Origin of the sequence: Bacillus cereus group sp. BfR-BA-01349, assembly GCF_022663795.1 — a bacterium.
Lineage (GTDB): Bacteria > Bacillota > Bacilli > Bacillales > Bacillaceae_G > Bacillus_A > Bacillus_A cereus.
Genome location: NZ_JAKUGE010000051.1, coordinates 1 through 17,433 on the forward strand (window position 1 = coordinate 1; position 17,433 = coordinate 17,433).

A 17,433-nucleotide genomic window follows, 5' to 3' on the forward strand; every position below is an offset into this window, starting at 1 on the left:
GGCCCGACCGGAGCAACAGGCCCAACCGGAATAACAGGCCCAACCGGAGAAACGGGACCGACCGGAGCAACAGGCCCGACTGGAATAACGGGGCCGACCGGAGAAACGGGGCCAACCGGAATAACAGGCCCAACCGGAGCAACAGGCCCTACTGGGGGTATTGGTCCTATCACAACAACCAATTTGTTATATTATACTTTTGCAGATGGAGAGAAACTTATATATACAGATGCCGATGGGATACCTCAATATGGTACAACGAATATATTATCGCCTAGTGAAGTTTCATATATTAATTTATTTATTAATGGAATAATGCAACCACAGCCATTATATGAGGTGAGTACTGGTAAATTAACTTTATTGGATACTCAACCTCCATCGCAAGGATCTTCAATTATATTACAATTTATCATTATTAATTAAAAGGACAGATCCTTAATGAAAAGGAATCTGTCTTTTTTTGTTTTATATTTAAATAGTTAAAATTAAGTGAAGGTACATTCAATTTCTAGCTGTCATAAATGGTTGAATGATAGGAATTTTAACTTCAATCCTTTTCACAGTGTATTGGAATAAAATATAAAATGAATTTTTCAATATATTATATGAGAGTTCTCTATAATACAAACGGCTTCATGCTTAAAAAGAGAACACAATCTTAGTAAAGAAATAATGTATATTTATATAAAAAAATAGCACTGTTAATTGTTGAGTATATTCAAATTAATATGTGTATTTAAACCTAAGAGATAAACGTGGAAAAATAAAATAAACCCGTAAGTTTAGGTATTTAATCTAAGCAGTCAATTATTAAAAACATATAATTAATATGTGAGTCATGAACATAATTAAATAGCGTTTGTAAGTTTAATTATATTTCATGTTTCCTATTTTAAGTCAATATATAACATATTTTTTTACAACTTTATGATCCTTATAATAGGAAAAACTCAAATATAAAACAAGTAAGGAGGACATAAATGACAAACAATAATTGTTTTGGTCATAACCACTGCAATAATCCGATTGTTTTCACTCCAGATTGCTGTAACAATCCACAAACAGTTCCAATTACTAGTGAGCAATTAGGTAGATTAATTACTTTACTAAACTCTTTAATAGCGGCTATTGCAGCGTTTTTTGCAAATCCAAGTGATGCAAACAGATTAGCTTTACTCAATTTGTTTACTCAACTATTGAACTTACTAAATGAATTAGCACCTTCCCCAGAAGGGAATTTCTTAAAACAATTAATTCAAAGTATTATTAATTTACTACAATCTCCTAACCCAAATCTAAGTCAATTACTTTCTTTATTACAACAATTCTACAGTGCTCTTGCACCATTCTTCTTCTCTTTAATTATTGACCCTGCAAGTTTACAACTTTTATTAAACTTATTAACTCAATTAATTGGTGCTACTCCAGGAGGCGGAGCAACAGGTCCAACAGGTCCAACAGGTCCAGGAGGCGGAGCGACAGGTCCAACAGGCCCAACAGGAGCGACAGGTCCAGCAGGTACTGGTGGAGCAACAGGTTTAACAGGAGCAACAGGCTTAACAGGAGCGACAGGCCCAACGGGAGCAACAGGTTTAACAGGAGCAACAGGCTTAACAGGAGCGACAGGTCCAACAGGAGCAACAGGTTTAACAGGAGCAACTGGTGCAACTGGTGGCGGAGCTATTATTCCATTTGCTTCAGGTACAACACCATCTGCGTTAGTTAACGCGTTAATAGCTAATACAGGAACTCTTCTTGGATTTGGATTTAGTCAGCCTGGTGTAGCTTTAACTGGTGGAACAAGTATCACATTAGCATTAGGTGTAGGTGATTATGCATTTGTAGCACCACGCGCAGGGGTTATTACGTCATTAGCTGGTTTCTTTAGTGCAACAGCTGCATTAGCTCCATTATCACCTGTTCAAGTGCAAATACAAATATTAACTGCACCTGCAGCAAGCAATACGTTTACAGTACAAGGCGCACCTCTTTTATTAACACCAGCATTTGCCGCAATAGCGATTGGTTCTACAGCATCAGGAATCATACCTGAAGCTATTCCAGTAGCAGCTGGGGATAAAATACTGTTATATGTTTCATTAACAGCAGCAAGTCCAATAGCTGCAGTTGCTGGATTTGTAAGTGCAGGTATTAATATCGTTTAATTTGTTACAATGTTTAGTAGGAAATTAAACAGGGGTTTGCATATAGTCCTTCCTAATAAATTTAGGAAGGACTATATTTTTTGAGGAAATAAGTAATAAATCAATTGAATAATTACTCTTTATTAAGTTCGTATAAAAAAGTATAATTTACCCTTTCTCATTTAAGGCATAAGTTATGTAACTTTAAAAATTTCCGATCAGCAAAAAAAGATGAATTCTTTTAAAAAAGAATTCATCCATAAAATAAACTATTTATTTTTATTGCAGTTACATCCTTTTTTCTTTACATAGCCTTGCTCGGCTAAGTCTCTTTGCGATTGGGAATTGGAAGATTGAGAATTGGAAGATTGAGAGGATGCTGAAGAGCTACTATTTTTATTATAAGAGTAGTTTTTTCGATAGTTATAATTACTCATAGTACTATCACCTCCAATTTAATATATAAATATTATATGTATGTACACTATCAATTGTTACTATTTTTAATAGGAAGAGAAGATACAATAAAAAAATCTCCTCGGTATTTTCCTAGGAGATAAACTGTGTTTTTTTGAAAATTTACAAATTAATAGCCCCAGTAAAGAGGAAAGTAATAAGAATCTTGGTGATGCGGATTATGTTGTTGAGCGAGGGGCTGGGTTGGATAATTTTTCGTTTCACGGTTTTGATTGCAGTTTGCCGGAGGACCAATTACAGTAGTTGATTGAATAGGGGAAACCGCTTGTTTCCATTGTTGTTCATTGAGGCAGTAAGTATGGGCCATCATATGAGCCGGAGTTAATCTTAAAATATCAGAACTGAAAATAACTTCTGGCGCTGGGGCATTGAAAATAGCTAATAAATGAGTATTATCTGCTGTAGCAATTTCATAATGCCACCACGCTTGTGGAATGTTGGCAACTTGCCCCGGTTTTATCGGTAAGTTTAAAATTTGATTCGTAAATGGATTAAGTAAAGAAACAACAGCAGACCCTGAAATACAATAAACAAGTTCAGCTGCATTTTGATGAATATGTGGTTCTACAACATTTCCTGTACTTAAATAAATATCTAATAAAGAAGTATTTTCTAAAGTATTTAATTGTTTAATACCGAGTACATTTATATAATTTTGGGCATCTTTCCGAAAAAAATTACTTTTATTTACATCATAAGTAAAATTGGTTGAGGGAGAGGTATAGTCGATGTTGGCAGTCAATTGTATTACCCGCCTTTCTATAGGGAAGTTAGGTTACAAAATTAGGATATGAGTCTAGTCTTTGTTTTGTGCTGTTGTCGGCAGCTTAATAAATTCACTTATTTCATAAAGAATAAGGTGTTAATACTAAACTATATTCGTATTCCCATTCATACTTTGGATTGATGGAAAAAAGTAATGAAAATGTTAATTTAAAAGTACATCAATCATTTATAAGGAGTGAATGTTCATGTCATTTAGTGAAATGATTAGAAATGAAGTACTCAGCTGGGCGGGTGTTTCTGAAAAACCGCATCGATTTGGTGGTATTGAAATAAATTATGGTAAGAAAGAACTTGGCCATCTTCATGGTGATAAATTAGCTGATTTACCATTTCCGAAGTTAAAGCGAGATGAATTAGTGAAGCAAGGATTGGTAAAACCACATCACGTATTACCTGAATCAGGATGGATCAGTTATTATATAAAGAGTGAAGAGGATATTCCATTTGCAATTGAGTTATTTCGTATGCAATATGACCGAATTAAAAAGTAATGAAATAAAGTAGGGTAATAAAAATTTATTTTCATGTCACATCCCTCCTTAATCGTTCGTCTTGTATGTAGAACGATAAGGAGGGATTTTATTATGAATACATTTGATGTAGCAATTATTGGCGGTGGGCTTGCTGGATTAACTGCATCTATATATTTAGCGAAAGCTGGAAAGAAAGTGATTGTATTAGAAAAATCCAGTCAATTCGGTGGCCGAGGGATGACTATAAATAAAAATGGAATCTGCATGAATCTTGGTGCACATGCTTTATATAGAGGCGGAGCAGCGTTTATAACTTTTAATGAGCTCGGTTTGAATCTTCCAGGTGGAATACCATCTACAAAAGCACATGGAATATGGAAAGGGGATATATTCACCATCCCAACAGATTTTCGCTCAATTTTATCAACACCACTACTTTCGTGGTCTGCAAAAGTACAATTCTCACGTCTTATGATTCGTTTAGGAAATTTAGATGTAGGAGAAGTTCCGAAAATGAGTCTAACTACATGGGCAGAAAATGAAATAAAAGATCCAATGGTTCGCAATATATTTTATGCGCTATGCCGGACAACAACATATACGTTTGCTCCTACAATACAATTAGCATCATCTGTACTAAAGCAAATACAGCTTTCTATAAAAGCAGGAGTGCTTTATGTAGATGGTGGTTGGGAGACGATAATAACAAAATTAAGAGATTTAGCGAATGATGTCGGGGTAAAATTTTTGGCTAAAAAGCATGTTTTGGAAATAGAGCATTATGAAGATAAACAAAGAATACATTGTGTTGATGATGAGGTTTTTGAAGTAGGTACAGTCATCGTGACGACTCCGCCAAAAGAGGCTTGTAAAATAATAAAAGGTGCAGAAGGAACAAGTTTGCATAGATGGAGTGAACAATCGGTACCGGTTACTGTTGCTGCATTAGATATTGGCTTGAGACAATTACCCAATCCTACACATCAATTTGTATTAGGATTAGATCAACCTATATTTTTCACAAATCAATCGAGAGCAGCTAAATTAAGTGAAGATGGATCAATTGCAGTGAGTCTAATTAAGTACCATAATCCTATGCTAGAGATGAATCATATTCATGAAGATAAAGAACAGTTGGAAAGTACGATGGAGTTGTTACATCCAAATTGGAAAAGAGAAGTTGTTGCACAGCAATATTTACCGAAAATAACAGTAGTACATGATTTTCCTCATATTGACCGTGTTGAAAAGCCGGGTCCTAATATACCTGAAATGCCAGGTGTTTATGTTGCAGGAGATTGGGCAGGGCATGATGAAATATTAGCTGATGCTGCGGTAGCAAGCGGGAAACGTGCAGCGTTACACATTTTAAAGCAATATGAAAGTGAGGCAGTTCATCATGGAAACGGAGCAGTTATATGAAGCGTATCAACCATTATTATTTTCGTTAGTATACAGAATCCTTGGGAGTGTTATGGATGCTGAGGATATCGTTCAGGATGTATTTATCTCGCTAAATAATATAGAAGATCCTCAATCTATAGAAAATATGAAAGCATATTTATGTAAGATGGCGACAAATCGTTCAATTGATAAATTACGATCGGCAGCGCATAAACGTAACGTGTATGTAGGGATGTGGTTGCCAGAGCCAATTGTAGAAGAGAGTGATGAGCCATCAAAGTCATTTATAATGAAAGAATCCCTTTCCACCGCATATTTATTACTTTTACAACAATTATCTGAGGTAGAAAGGATTGTTTTCATATTAAGAGAGGTTTTCAGTTATGAATACGAAGAAATAGCTTCAATTGTTGATAAGAGTAGTGTGAACTGCAGGAAAATCTTTCAACGTGCTCGAAAAAGCATGTTGGAGAAACCGAAGCAATCAAAATTAAGCACGGAGAAAATGGCTTCTTATGTTGAAAAGTTTGTATCATCATTACAGTGTGGGGATGCGGAAGGTATGTTAGAAGTATTAAAAACAGATGCTATACTCAAAGCTGATGGTGGTGGTAAAGTTACGACTGCTATTAACCCGATTTATTCTGCGGATCGAATTATACGTTTGTTCTTTGGGATTGCACAACGATTGACAGAAGAGTACACTGTTGATTTCAAAATGGTCAATGGTATACCAGGAGTTATAGTTACAATAAATAATAAAGTAACTTATGTTCTTTCGTTTGCATTTGAGGATGAGAAAATTTCAAATATTTATATGATGGTTAACCCTGAAAAACTTATGCATTTAAATGTAAAAATATAAAAAAGCGCATTTCTTCAGAAATGCGTTTTTTTATTATTTTTCTAACATTTCAAGAGGTACATCTTTTTCGCCAGCTACCTCAAATTTAATTTCCCCGTCCTCTTCATAAATACGTGTAATAATCGGTATAGTAATCATTAATTTTTTATGCTGCTTTCGTTTTCGAGCAGCATCTAAGCTAATCACGTTCATTTGTAAGCATCCTTTCTTCTGGAAATATATAAACAAAGAAAATGCGTCCGAAAAGGGCGCTTAATTGAATTTGAAATACCGATTCATTTAAATGGGGTTTATATAATTTAATAACTGCAATTTTAATATGAAATAATATGAATGGAATAATTGCACGTAGAAATTAACTTTACCAAAAAACGAAACAATATGCTATAAAAAATTATAAATCTTTGTCATATAACAGGAAAAAGGTTTTTGTTTCGCATATAATAAAAAGTAGACGGGCAGCAAGAGCTTTTTCATCATATTGCTTTGGAAAGGCGATGAAAAAAATGGATACGTTAGATTCATTATTATTTCAACTTGAACAATATGGAGAAGAGCATGATCGAAATAAAAAAACACGGGAAGAAAAATTACGGAATATTACTCGTGAGATGGGGCAATTTTTATCAATTTTAGTAAAAGGGTGTAGCGCAAAAAACATTTTAGAAATCGGAACTTCTAATGGCTATTCTACATTGTGGTTAGCTAATACGGTAGAAGAAACAAATGGAAATGTAACAACTGTAGAGCTTTCTTCAGAACGAGTTGGAGAGGCACTTGTCAATTTTGAAAAGGCAAACCTTTTACAAAGGATTGATGTTCATAATCAAGAAGCAGGGGCATTTTTAGATGCGCAATTAGATCATTCATTTGATTTTATTTTCCTAGATTCAGAGCGTACGCAATACATGTGGTGGCTTGAGCATATAAAACGCATTTTACAACCAAAGGGTTTTCTTGTTGTTGATAACGCAACCTCTCATGCGAGTGAATTAGATGAGTTTATAAAAATGATAGAAGAAGATGAAATGTTTGAAACGGTTTTATTGGCATTTCAAAATGGAGCATTTGTAGCGCATAAGAAGAAATAGGGTATAGCGTAATATAATTATCACATTGAAAAAGGGTGTATGTCAAAAGATTGAGTACAGAAGGATAGAAGAACATAATTTATATACGTAACATACGAAGAATCCGCCTTCAGCATGTCGTTCTCTAGGTCTTAAGTCTGAGGAAAATTATGTTGATTACAGGTATACTTATAGTAAGAAACAGGGAATGACTGCATAAACAGGCATTTCTAAAAAAATCGATTTCAAGCAGTCAGAATGTATATGAAATACGATATAATTGATGAAATATAGTGCATATAAATTCGCACATATAAATAAAGGAGCGATTTTGTTGACTGAATTCGAGAAAAAAGAACCTGTATCGATCGTGAAAGATAATAATGTAGAAGTAGTGGTTGATACAGTTATAAAAGATGCAGAATTAGAGGAACTGAATAAAGAAGCTGATCTTTATGTACAAAAGTTAAATAGCGAGCAAAATACAGATTTATCAAAAGTATTGTCTCAGCTAGGAGATTTAGGAGATAAAGAGCAACAAGCAGCAGGACAAACGTTGTCAGCATTAAAACGTCCTGTAACAGCGATGATGAATGGAAAAAACGAAGAAATTCCAAATACATTGTTAGAATTACGAAAAGTGGTATCAGAACTTGATCCGAATTCATTAAAAGCAAGTGGTATGAAGAAAATTATGTTTAAAGTATTCAAGAAAAACCTACTTGAAACATACGTGCATAAATATCAATCTATAGATAAGCAAATTGAGGAGATTATAAGATCCCTTCTAATTGGTCGTGACAACTTACAAGAAGATACAGTTGGTCTTGAAATGCTTAAAGAGCAATCGCATGATAAAATTCACGCTCTTGATAAGCAAGTATACTTAGGGAGAAAACTTGCTGGCATGCTGGAAGCTGAGAAACAAAATCCAGAACGTCAAAGAGATATTCCATTAATTAACGATGCGTTAGAAAAGATACTTGTACGTACACGTAATATGCAGCAAGCGAAAAGTGTTTTATTACAATCTATCGCATCTGTAGACATTATTAAGAAAAATAATGAAAAGTTAACAGAGGCAATTCGTAATGCAATTACGATGACGCAAAACGTTGTAACGGTTTCAGCTGCTATTCAGTTAGCGTTAACAAATCAACGGAAAACAATCGATGCAGTGAATGCGACAAATGAAGCAATTGAATCGATGGTATTAAGTAATTCTCAAGCGTTAAAACAAAATACAGAAGAAACGACAAAATTGCTTGAAAACCCTGCTATTAGCATGGATAAATTACGTGAATCATTCCAAAATGTGTTCGCTGCAATTGAAGCATCTGAAAAATCGTCAGAACGTATTATCGAGTCAAGTAAGAAGTTCGTTATTGAACTAGACACATTTAATGATGAGATGAAGCAGAAACTCATTCAGCGTCCAAGGAAATAACGGATTATTAGAGGAGGTGAACAAATGAGTTTCATTCAAACAGTATTATTACTACTCGGTACATTGCTTTTAATAGCATTTACTGTCGTTGTTTTAGTGGTATATTTCGGACGGAAGCTGTATTTTTCATGGACGAAGCCATATAAAAGAGCGCAAGATTCTTTAGACAAGTTATCAAACAAATCAATACCGTTTCTACAAGAATTTACACAACATCCACTGTTTTATCGTTGGATTCACACTGAAGGAAAGAAAGAACAAAATACATTAAATACTCTATTTTGTGCATCAGGTCAACGTACGAGAGAACAAGTCTTCTCGATGTTACCGAAGGAAAAGCAGAAAAAAGTGCATGTAATGGCAAAAACTACGAAAAAGCTTACGAATGAAGATATTGATGTAGCTGCGATGAAAGTGAAAGATTTCTTAAGACAAGAAACACAGCAAACTGTAAAACCGACAGACTTATCATTTTACAAATTGTATTTTTATGACCGTTATCCAGACGCATTAAATACAATTCAAGCGTATAAACGCTCAATAAATCCTTCATTACAAAGAACGGTTGATGATATTACAATTTCAGTATTGAATGCACTTCCGTACTATCAAGAGCAACGCATGTTTGAACAACAACATAAACTTGAAACGTTCTTAATGAAAGATTTAACGGCCATGTTATCGTTGGTAGTACAATTACCACCTTCACAAAGACCAGAGAAGGAAGAAGAACTGAAAATCTACTTGGAAAATTTCCAAAAAGAAATGGAAGTAGTAGAGCGAGATATTCGCGACTCAATTGATCACGATTTAAATGTGAAGATGAGAGCAGCGACTGAGAAGTTTAAGAATAAATAGAAGAGATCGCCTAAAAAGTTGAATGTTTCAGCTTTTAGGCGTTTTTTTTGAATTGAGGGAGTGTAATCTTTTGTGAAATTGTATATACAAACGTTAATAAATGGTAAAATATAGAGTGTTTTTTTATACTTTGTGTAAACAATTATTATAAAAGGGGTATGATATTGTGCTATTTGAGTTAGTCATACTATTTGTAATTCTATTTTTATTTCTTGGCTACCCTATTAGTAAAGCTTGGGATAGTTTCCAATCGAAGAAGGAGAATTCCTCAAGTATACTAAAGTTCGAGCCGCAGGAAATATTATCAATGGGTTTGAGTTATTTTATCTTTGGTTTAGGTATTATGTGGAATGCAAATGATGTAAGAGCAGGAATACCATTACATAAATTTGAAAAGAACGGAATGATGTCTGATCAATATGCTTCTTTAGCCCATGACTACATTGCGATAGTAGTTCTCTTAGTTATTTTAGGTGGAGTTTCGTATTGGAGATTAACAACAGGATTAATAAAACTTTCACCAATATTTTATATTTTTTATAGTACTTTAATGATAGTAAACATTGTATATACATTCATCTATATTACCCATACAGGCTTTGCCTTTTATACGGAATTAGGAGGATTGAGATACATTCCAGTCTTTTGTATTCAAGTTGGAATGCTTGCCTTTAGTCTATTATTCTTAGCTAAATTAAGAAATACATTAGGTTATTTCATACAATCTCAGAATGAGAAAGATTATACGCAGAGCAACAGAATTATATTATTGCTGTATCGTATTTCTTTTGGATATCAAAAAATGGCTACAGTCTGGATGATAAGTTTATTTCCTGTCTTGTTAATTGTTCAATTTATTTTAATACTGTTTGGCCAAAAACCAGATAGTTTTATAAGAGTGTTTATGGAAACAAGTAGTTTTAATTATTCTAAGATTCCTGCCCCAAGTCCTCAAATTGTCTCCGGCGATGGGCATTATTTATGTACAGTTTCTGTGAAAGGCCATAAAAACATCGTTAAGCCATTACGAGCAGGAATTAGGCATGGGGAAAGAATTACAGTTAATCGACAGTTATTAATTGCGAACGCTTTTGAAAATGTAATTGAGGAGCGGGTACCAAAATGTCATAAAGTTATTCGTAATTTTTATGATAAATACGGTTATCCGATTAGTAAACATATTAATACGAAATGGTCGGCTGATTTTGTTTATATTTTAATGAAGCCACTAGAATGGTTCTTCTTATTTGTACTTTACACAGTAGATAAAAACCCTGAGAATAGAATTCATATTCAATATAGTGAACTACGAAAATAAAAGTAAGAGCCCGCATTCAAAAAAATGGGGGCTTTTACTTTTATTTTGCTTGAATAGTAGATTTACTAGAAGCCACACTTTCATTATGCAATCGATCAACTGCAGTTACGACATACGTATACGTTTCTCCAGAAATAACTGTTTTATCTACATAAATTTCTCCAAGTTTTGTTTTTCTTACAGTAGTAAGTAAATTTTTCGGATTTTGTATATCCACTTCATTTTTCCCATTCGCGCGGTAAATAGCGTAATAAGCAGAATCATTATCTCTATTGTCAATGATACCGATTGCAATACCTTCATCTCTTGGAATGGCGCCTTTTAAAGTCGGTTGTTTTGGTGGATCATGATCAAGCCAAGGCATAGGCGGGATTAATGCAGGATATTTATATATGTCTTTTGAGAGTCTATCTTTAACTCCAAGTGGATTGTTATTAATATCTTTTAAGCTAAAATGCATACTACCTTTTATTTCAGGATATAGCCGGTTTAATGCAATTTGTCTTGGATATTCTTCTGGATCAGACCAAGCAGGGACGGAGTTATTATTAATTTTATAGGCCGCTTGACCGATGTATAGGTGAATCGGTTTGTTATTTGTTTCTTTAACCCACCAATCTACTAATATGTCATATGCAGCTGGGGTGAAACCTATATTCCAATATATTTGCGGTGTAATGTAGTCAATATATCCTTTTTGTATCCACTCACGTGTGTCAGCATAAAGGTCATCATAGTTTCTTTGGCCTGCGGTTGTGTTAGAGCCAGTCGGATCGTCAGCTATATTTCTCCATACGCCGAACGGACTAATGCCAAACTTTACATATGATTTTTCTTGTTTTATAGCAGTATTTAAATCTTTTACAAGTTCATTTACATTGTTACGTCGCCAATCTTCTATATTTGTAAATCTACCGTTATTATATGTTTCGTACGTTTTCTGATCTGGAAATTCTTCACCGGCTACTTTATATGGATAAAAATAATCATCCATATGCAGCGCATCAATATCGTAATTTTGCACGATTTCTAAAGCACCTTCTGTTATAAATTTTTTCACTTCTGGAATACCGGGATTGTAATATAACTTTCCGCCATAAGAGACAACCCAATTGGGATGTTGCCTTGCAGGGTGATTATTCGATAATCGATTTATATCGGTGTGATTCATCGTTATTCGGTATGGGTTAATCCAAGCGTGGAATTCTATATTTCTTTTATGAGTTTCTTCAATCATAAATGCAAGCGGGTCATAACCAGGATCTTTTCCTTGTGTTCCTGTAATGTATTCAGACCAAGGACCGTAATTTGAAGGATAGAAAGCATCAGCGGTTGGTTTAATTTGTACAACAACTGCATTCATACCAGTGCTTTTTACATCGTCTAATAATCTTATAAATTCTTGTTTCTGTTTTTCAATGGGTAAGCCAGTTTTTGAGGGCCAATCAATATTCAGAACAGATGCAATCCATACAGCACGTAATTCATGTTTTTTGTATGCAGTATTTACTTCAGCATAAGTAGAGTGAGGGGGAATGAAAGAGAAAGGGATGAACAAGATGACGATACAACATATCATTAATAAACGTTTAACGATCATTTATACGCCTCCCTATCATATGGTTATTTAAAATAATATAGGAGGCGAGGTTGACTTTGCAATAGAGAAAATTGCATATTGAAACATTAATTTAATAGGAAAAATATTTTTAATGAAATTTACTTTCATTATAACTAAATTCATTTACTACTTCATATGCTTGTTAGTAAAGTGAAACTTCCTTTCATTTGAAGGGTAATAAATTATAAGTATAGGAGGATTAATAAATGAAAGTTTTGTTCGTCTGTTCTGGAGGAATGTCCAGTGCAATTGTTGTAAACGCTTTAAAAAAAGAAGCGGAGAAAAATGGTGTGAACATGGAAGTGCATGCAATTGGAACGAATGAGGTAGAGGAAGAAGTAAAGAATGACTGGGATGTCGTAATGGTGGCACCTCAAATAAGACACCGATTTGACTCTGTAAAAAAATTTGCAGAGGAGGAATCTATTCCGTGTGGCATCATTCCACCGCAAGCGTACACGCCACTTGGAGGCCCGACTTTATTAAAAACTGTAAATGAATTAATTAGTTAGGGGGAAGCGTTATGAATAAGTTTGTCACGTTTCTTGATAAAAACTTATCTGGCCCGATGGCAAGGCTTTCTGAGCAGAGGCATCTACAAGCAATCCGTGATGGAGTTATTTCGGCGTTACCATTTATTATAGTAGGAAGCTTTTTTTTAATAGTAGCATTTCCACCACTGCCGAAAGATAGTTTCATATCGGTTTGGGCATTAAAGAATCAAACAAGTATATTGATACCATATCGTTTAACTATGTTTATTATGTCCTTATATATAGCATTTGGAATAGGATATAATTTAGCGAAAAGTTATAAATTAGATGCTTTATCAGGAGCACAGCTTGCGGTATGTTCACTACTTTTAACATTAACGCCTGAGTTAATTGATAAAAAAGGATTCATGCTTCCGATGACAAATCTTGGAGGTCATGGATTATTTGTGACGATGATCGTCTCTATTTTATCAGTTGAGATTTTAAGATTTTGTAAGAAGAATAACGTAACGATAAAAATGCCAGAACAAGTACCACCGTCAGTATCACGTTCATTTGAAGCACTTATACCTGCAGCATTCGTTATTATTATTATGAGTCTTATTACAGTCGTTTTTAAAGTTGATTTACATTACGTTGTAGATAAACTAGCCGCACCGTTAGTAAAAGCTGGTGATAGTTACTTTGGCGTTATTATACCTGTATTTTTAATTACGTTTTTCTGGTCTTTCGGGATACACGGAGTATCAGTTGTAGGTACTGTGGCAAGGCCACTTTGGGATGTGTATTTAGGAAAGAACGGTGAAGCTGTAGCAAGTGGAGCGAGTCATTTTCCGTTTATTGCACCAGAACCGTTTTATCAATGGTTTATTTGGATTGGTGGTTCGGGTGCAACGTTAGGGCTTGTGTTAGCTATGATTGTATTTGGTCGATCAAAATATTCGAAAGCATTATCGAGAACATGTATTGTCCCTGGGATTTTTAATATAAATGAACCGGTTATATTCGGTTTGCCGATCGTATTAAATCCAATTTTAATTATTCCTTTCGTCATTACACCGTTAGTAACAGCTACTATAGCGTATGCTGCAACCGCAATGGGATTTGTAACACCAACGCATATTATGCCGCCATGGACATTACCTGCTCCAATCGGTGCATATTTAGCAACAGGTGGAGATTGGCGTGCGATTGTATTAGTTTTTATAAATATAGCAATATCGTTCCTTATTTATTTACCATTCTTTAAAATGTACGACAAAAATATGCTTGAAATTGAAAAGAATGGTGACGGAGAGTCGGTTAATCCTTAATCTGCATGCTGTTATTTTGAGTGATAGACTTTTTGTCTATCACTTCTTTCACATTAAAATTAGAAAGGGGGAAATTGAATGAATATAAAATTTAGTTATAAAGGTGTGTTTTTATTATTATTTGGAGTGATTTGTGCAAATTTACTTTTTGTCCCTTTATTAGGCATGCTAAATTTATCACAAATGCATAGTATCTGGCTCGTTACAAGTATTGCGGCAAGCGTTTTGCTTACGGTAGTTGTTTCTTTCATTGATGGATCGTTTGCATCGAAAGCTCAGTTGTTTTTTAGATTTATATTGTTTTCGATTGGTTGTACGTTGGTTACTTACATGATTGTTTTTTAGTAAATAGGAGGTCATGCACGTTATGTATATTGCAGGGGTAATGTCTGGTACTTCATTAGATGGAATAGATGTAGCGCTCGTTCATATAGAAGGAAGTGGTGTAGATTCTAAAATCGAACTCATCCATTTTACTACTGTTCCATTTTGTAATGATATGAAAAATGAGATCCGACAAGCGTTATCAATTGAAACTTCGAATGTCCAACTTATATGTAGCTTGAATTTTAAACTTGGTTTATGCTTCGCCAATGCTGTAAAGGAAGTTTGTAAAGAGGCCAATTTTCCTTTGAGACAATTAGATTTAATAGGCTCTCACGGACAAACGATTTATCATCAGTCAAAGCAAGAAGAAAATATTATTTCTTCAACATTGCAAATTGGGGAACCAGCAGTAATAGCATATGAAACAAACACGACGGTTATCTCGAATTTCCGAACGATGGACATGGCGGCAGGGGGACAAGGTGCACCACTTGTACCATATTCAGAGGTTATTTTATATCGGCATCAAACTAAAAATAGACTACTACAAAATATTGGCGGGATTGGTAATGTTACAGTTGTTCCAAGTAAACGAAGTAAAGAGAGTGTTATTGCTTTCGATACTGGACCAGGCAACATGGTAATCGATGAAGTATGTCAAAGATTATTTCATGTACCATATGATCAAAATGGTTGGATTGCAAAGGAGGGGGTAGTTGTAGATGAAATTTTAACATACTGCATGAACCATCCATTTTTGAACATGAAACCACCAAAATCAACAGGTAGAGAACAGTTTGGAGAAGCGTTTGTGACTGAATTATTGAATCGATTTAAAAAGCATAGTAAAGAAAATAAATTGGCAACTGTCACGATGTTTACAGCATGTTCAATTGTTCATCATTATAAGGCGTTTATTTTGCCGTATTATGAAATTGATGAGGTGATTTTAGGTGGTGGTGGAAGTTATAATAATACACTTGTTGAAATGTTACGGAATGGATTAAGAGAAGAGAAATGTAGCATATGTATACAAGAAGATATTGGTCATTCTTCAGCAGCGAAAGAAGCAATTGCATTTGCTATTTTAGCAAACGAAACGTATCATCGTAATCCGAGTAATGTGCCGAGCGCAACAGGTGCTAAGAATTCCGTAATTTTAGGGAATATAACATTCCCTCCATACGCAGATGAAAATGAGGCGAACATATGAAGTATATGATTGGAGTAGATGGCGGGGGAACGAAGACCGAGGCAATCGCATTTGATCAAGATGGAAATGAAGTTGTAAGAGGTACGAGCAGATTTGGAAATGTATTAATAGATTTTGATCAGGCACTTTTGCATATTATGGAAGCAATTAATCAATGCCAGAAGAGTTTAATAAATGAGCATTGCGTTTGTATTTGTTTAGGGTTAGCTGGTATAAGCGGAGCGAATACAAATGAATTAACATTACGTTTAAAAAAGAAATACGGAACAAAAATTGAAATTTTTAATGATGCAATGATCGCACATGCAGCTGCTTTAAAAGGTAAGGATGGAATATTAACTATAGGTGGTACAGGTGCAATTTGTATCGGAAAGAAAGGAGAAGTATATCAGTATAGCGGTGGATGGGGACATATTTTAGGAGATGAGGGGAGCGGATATTGGATTGCATTACAAGCTTTAAAGAAAATGACAATTCAGTTCGATCAAGGAATCAGTCTTTGTCCATTGAGTTTGAACATTCAAAGGCAGTTTCAACTTTTGACACCGTCTCATATAAAAAGCTTAGTATATACTTCTTCTAAAGATAAAATTGCAGCAATCGCGCCATTAGTTATTCAGGAAGCGAGAAATGGCAATGATGATGCGCATGAAATTATGATGCAAGCTGGAAAGGAATTAGCAAGGATTACAGTAAATGTTTATAACAAGTTGAACTTTAAGTACTCAACGCCAATTGCAGTAAGTGGCAGTATATTGCGTTTAGTTCCTGAAATATTTGCTGTATTTAAGAAATGCTGTGAAGAAAGTATGAAAGAAATTACATTCGTATCACAAGCAGAAATGGCAGTGAAAGGAACATATTATTTAATGAGGGATATATATTTTTAAAAATAGTGTATGAGAATTTTTGTATGATTTGTAAAAATATGATGTTAAAATGTATAAAGGGATGTATGTTAAAAACGTACAATATACGTAGTAATTGAATATTGTATATGTAATCCCATGTAGAAAGTGAATGATTACATGATTAATAGTATGCAGTTTTTGTATTTGGTGGCTTCTTATTTAATTGGAAACATATTGATCGCTTATATAGTAACAAAATTGAGACATAACGTTGATATTAGGGATGAAGGAAGCGGAAATCCTGGCGCAAGAAATATGGGGCGCGTATATGGAAAAGGGTATTTCATCGCTACATTTTTAGGTGATGCGATTAAGGGGGCAATCGTTGTTGCTGTAGCAAAATATCTTTTTGAAGATCCTACATTCGTAATGTTAACATTATTGGCCGTTATTATTGGACATATTTATCCAGTTTTATTTAAAGGCAAGGGCGGTAAAGGTATTTCAACATTTATAGGAGGACTAATCGCATTTGATTATTTGATAGCGCTTACCCTCTTAGGCATTTTTATTGTATTTTATTTAATATTTAAAGGGTTTACGAAGCCAGGACTAATTACAATTGCTTGTTTACCAATTTGTATGATTCTTTATTCTTATTCTATTGTTACCACTATATTAAGTGGAATGATTATTGTACTTATTCTATATGTGAATCGAGAATAAAATGAATGTTTAATAAGTGGGGATAATCTCCACTTATCATTTT

At 34.3% G+C, this 17,433-nt stretch carries 18 protein-coding genes; 15 read left to right on the forward strand and 3 right to left on the reverse strand.

Annotated features, from left to right (window positions below):
• Both MR169_RS22530 and MR169_RS22535 read left to right on the forward strand, forming a co-directional pair.
• A partial coding sequence (locus tag MR169_RS22530; RefSeq protein ID WP_242320059.1) for a DUF4183 domain-containing protein occupies window positions 1-426 on the forward strand: 426 nt, incomplete at its 5' end.
• A 557-nt stretch (window positions 427-983) separates the two neighbouring features.
• A complete protein-coding gene (locus MR169_RS22535; RefSeq protein WP_242320060.1) occupies window positions 984-2,168 on the forward strand; it encodes an exosporium glycoprotein BclB-related protein in 1,185 nt (394 codons plus the stop codon).
• 565 nt (window positions 2,169-2,733) lie between these two features.
• On the opposite strand, the gene MR169_RS22540 is transcribed toward MR169_RS22535, so the two are convergent.
• On the reverse strand, window positions 2,734-3,366 hold the full coding sequence (locus MR169_RS22540; RefSeq protein WP_242320061.1) for a cupin domain-containing protein: 633 nt from the start codon (window positions 3,364-3,366) through the stop codon (window positions 2,734-2,736).
• A gap of 229 nt (window positions 3,367-3,595) precedes the next feature.
• On the opposite strand from MR169_RS22540, the gene MR169_RS22545 reads away from it, so the two are divergent.
• The 3 genes from MR169_RS22545 to MR169_RS22555 all read left to right on the forward strand — a co-directional run bounded on the left by MR169_RS22545 (window position 3,596) and on the right by MR169_RS22555 (window position 6,152).
• Window positions 3,596-3,901 carry a luciferase domain-containing protein gene (locus tag MR169_RS22545; RefSeq protein WP_000010317.1) on the forward strand — a complete coding sequence of 102 codons (306 nt, stop codon included), beginning with the start codon at window positions 3,596-3,598 and terminating at the stop codon, window positions 3,899-3,901.
• Window positions 3,902-3,994: 93 nt separating this feature from the next.
• Complete coding sequence (locus MR169_RS22550; protein ID WP_001091200.1) at window positions 3,995-5,305, forward strand: phytoene desaturase family protein; 1,311 nt, start codon at window positions 3,995-3,997, stop codon at window positions 5,303-5,305.
• Window positions 5,283-6,152, forward strand: a complete 870-nt coding sequence (locus MR169_RS22555) for a sigma-70 family RNA polymerase sigma factor (protein ID WP_242320062.1) — start codon at window positions 5,283-5,285, stop codon at window positions 6,150-6,152. Before MR169_RS22550 ends, MR169_RS22555 begins: the two co-directional genes overlap by 23 nt.
• Before the next feature lie 33 nt (window positions 6,153-6,185).
• Here the strand turns inward: MR169_RS22555 and MR169_RS22560 are convergent, their stop codons facing one another.
• Entirely contained in the window at window positions 6,186-6,344 is a 159-nt protein-coding gene (locus MR169_RS22560) for a hypothetical protein (protein ID WP_001100984.1), read from the reverse strand.
• A 305-nt stretch (window positions 6,345-6,649) separates the two neighbouring features.
• Here MR169_RS22560 and MR169_RS22565 point away from each other — a divergent pair, with 305 nt between their 5' ends.
• The 4 genes from MR169_RS22565 to MR169_RS22580 all read left to right on the forward strand — a co-directional run bounded on the left by MR169_RS22565 (window position 6,650) and on the right by MR169_RS22580 (window position 10,845).
• Window positions 6,650-7,243: an O-methyltransferase gene (locus MR169_RS22565; RefSeq protein WP_242320063.1), complete on the forward strand. Its 594-nt coding sequence runs from the start codon at window positions 6,650-6,652 to the stop codon at window positions 7,241-7,243.
• Window positions 7,244-7,556: 313 nt separating this feature from the next.
• A complete protein-coding gene (locus MR169_RS22570; RefSeq protein WP_242320064.1) occupies window positions 7,557-8,669 on the forward strand; it encodes a toxic anion resistance protein in 1,113 nt (370 codons plus the stop codon).
• Window positions 8,670-8,693: 24 nt separating this feature from the next.
• A complete protein-coding gene (locus MR169_RS22575) occupies window positions 8,694-9,527 on the forward strand; it encodes a DUF3974 domain-containing protein (RefSeq protein ID WP_242320065.1) in 834 nt (277 codons plus the stop codon).
• Between the two features lie 166 nt (window positions 9,528-9,693).
• On the forward strand, window positions 9,694-10,845 hold the full coding sequence (locus tag MR169_RS22580; RefSeq protein ID WP_016117914.1) for a DUF6688 domain-containing protein: 1,152 nt from the start codon (window positions 9,694-9,696) through the stop codon (window positions 10,843-10,845).
• Window positions 10,846-10,885: 40 nt separating this feature from the next.
• Here the strand turns inward: MR169_RS22580 and MR169_RS22585 are convergent, their stop codons facing one another.
• A complete protein-coding gene (locus MR169_RS22585) occupies window positions 10,886-12,445 on the reverse strand; it encodes a glycoside hydrolase family 10-like protein (protein WP_000636011.1) in 1,560 nt (519 codons plus the stop codon).
• Window positions 12,446-12,672: 227 nt separating this feature from the next.
• On the opposite strand from MR169_RS22585, the gene MR169_RS22590 reads away from it, so the two are divergent.
• The 6 genes from MR169_RS22590 to plsY all read left to right on the forward strand — a co-directional run bounded on the left by MR169_RS22590 (window position 12,673) and on the right by plsY (window position 17,390).
• Window positions 12,673-12,978 carry a PTS sugar transporter subunit IIB gene (locus MR169_RS22590; RefSeq protein WP_000865905.1) on the forward strand — a complete coding sequence of 102 codons (306 nt, stop codon included), beginning with the start codon at window positions 12,673-12,675 and terminating at the stop codon, window positions 12,976-12,978.
• An 11-nt stretch (window positions 12,979-12,989) separates the two neighbouring features.
• A complete protein-coding gene (locus MR169_RS22595; RefSeq protein ID WP_001032289.1) occupies window positions 12,990-14,273 on the forward strand; it encodes a PTS sugar transporter subunit IIC in 1,284 nt (427 codons plus the stop codon).
• A 78-nt stretch (window positions 14,274-14,351) separates the two neighbouring features.
• On the forward strand, window positions 14,352-14,618 hold the full coding sequence (locus tag MR169_RS22600) for a hypothetical protein (RefSeq protein ID WP_001021966.1): 267 nt from the start codon (window positions 14,352-14,354) through the stop codon (window positions 14,616-14,618).
• Window positions 14,619-14,640: 22 nt separating this feature from the next.
• Entirely contained in the window at window positions 14,641-15,813 is a 1,173-nt protein-coding gene (gene anmK, locus MR169_RS22605; protein ID WP_242320066.1) for an anhydro-N-acetylmuramic acid kinase AnmK, read from the forward strand.
• Window positions 15,810-16,703: a BadF/BadG/BcrA/BcrD ATPase family protein gene (locus MR169_RS22610; protein WP_242320067.1), complete on the forward strand. Its 894-nt coding sequence runs from the start codon at window positions 15,810-15,812 to the stop codon at window positions 16,701-16,703. Before anmK ends, MR169_RS22610 begins: the two co-directional genes overlap by 4 nt.
• 138 nt (window positions 16,704-16,841) lie before the next feature.
• Window positions 16,842-17,390, forward strand: coding sequence for a glycerol-3-phosphate 1-O-acyltransferase PlsY (gene plsY, locus MR169_RS22615; protein ID WP_242320068.1), 549 nt, complete (start codon window positions 16,842-16,844; stop codon window positions 17,388-17,390).
• Window positions 17,391-17,433 lie beyond the last annotated feature (43 nt).

What these genes read in the sequence shown, in the direction of transcription:
- MR169_RS22535 (WP_242320060.1), top strand. Translation starts at nt 984, where the DNA reads ATGACAAACAATAATTGTTTTGGTCATAACCACTGCAATAATCCGATT.
- MR169_RS22545 (WP_000010317.1), top strand. Translation starts at nt 3,596, where the DNA reads ATGTCATTTAGTGAAATGATTAGAAATGAAGTACTCAGCTGGGCGGGT.
- MR169_RS22550 (WP_001091200.1), top strand. Translation starts at nt 3,995, where the DNA reads ATGAATACATTTGATGTAGCAATTATTGGCGGTGGGCTTGCTGGATTA.
- MR169_RS22555 (WP_242320062.1), top strand. Translation starts at nt 5,283, where the DNA reads ATGGAAACGGAGCAGTTATATGAAGCGTATCAACCATTATTATTTTCG.
- MR169_RS22560 (WP_001100984.1), bottom strand. Translation starts at nt 6,344, where the DNA reads ATGAACGTGATTAGCTTAGATGCTGCTCGAAAACGAAAGCAGCATAAA.
- MR169_RS22565 (WP_242320063.1), top strand. Translation starts at nt 6,650, where the DNA reads ATGAAAAAAATGGATACGTTAGATTCATTATTATTTCAACTTGAACAA.
- MR169_RS22575 (WP_242320065.1), top strand. Translation starts at nt 8,694, where the DNA reads ATGAGTTTCATTCAAACAGTATTATTACTACTCGGTACATTGCTTTTA.
- MR169_RS22585 (WP_000636011.1), bottom strand. Translation starts at nt 12,445, where the DNA reads ATGATCGTTAAACGTTTATTAATGATATGTTGTATCGTCATCTTGTTC.
- MR169_RS22590 (WP_000865905.1), top strand. Translation starts at nt 12,673, where the DNA reads ATGAAAGTTTTGTTCGTCTGTTCTGGAGGAATGTCCAGTGCAATTGTT.
- MR169_RS22595 (WP_001032289.1), top strand. Translation starts at nt 12,990, where the DNA reads ATGAATAAGTTTGTCACGTTTCTTGATAAAAACTTATCTGGCCCGATG.
- MR169_RS22600 (WP_001021966.1), top strand. Translation starts at nt 14,352, where the DNA reads ATGAATATAAAATTTAGTTATAAAGGTGTGTTTTTATTATTATTTGGA.
- anmK (WP_242320066.1), top strand. Translation starts at nt 14,641, where the DNA reads ATGTATATTGCAGGGGTAATGTCTGGTACTTCATTAGATGGAATAGAT.
- MR169_RS22610 (WP_242320067.1), top strand. Translation starts at nt 15,810, where the DNA reads ATGAAGTATATGATTGGAGTAGATGGCGGGGGAACGAAGACCGAGGCA.
- plsY (WP_242320068.1), top strand. Translation starts at nt 16,842, where the DNA reads ATGATTAATAGTATGCAGTTTTTGTATTTGGTGGCTTCTTATTTAATT.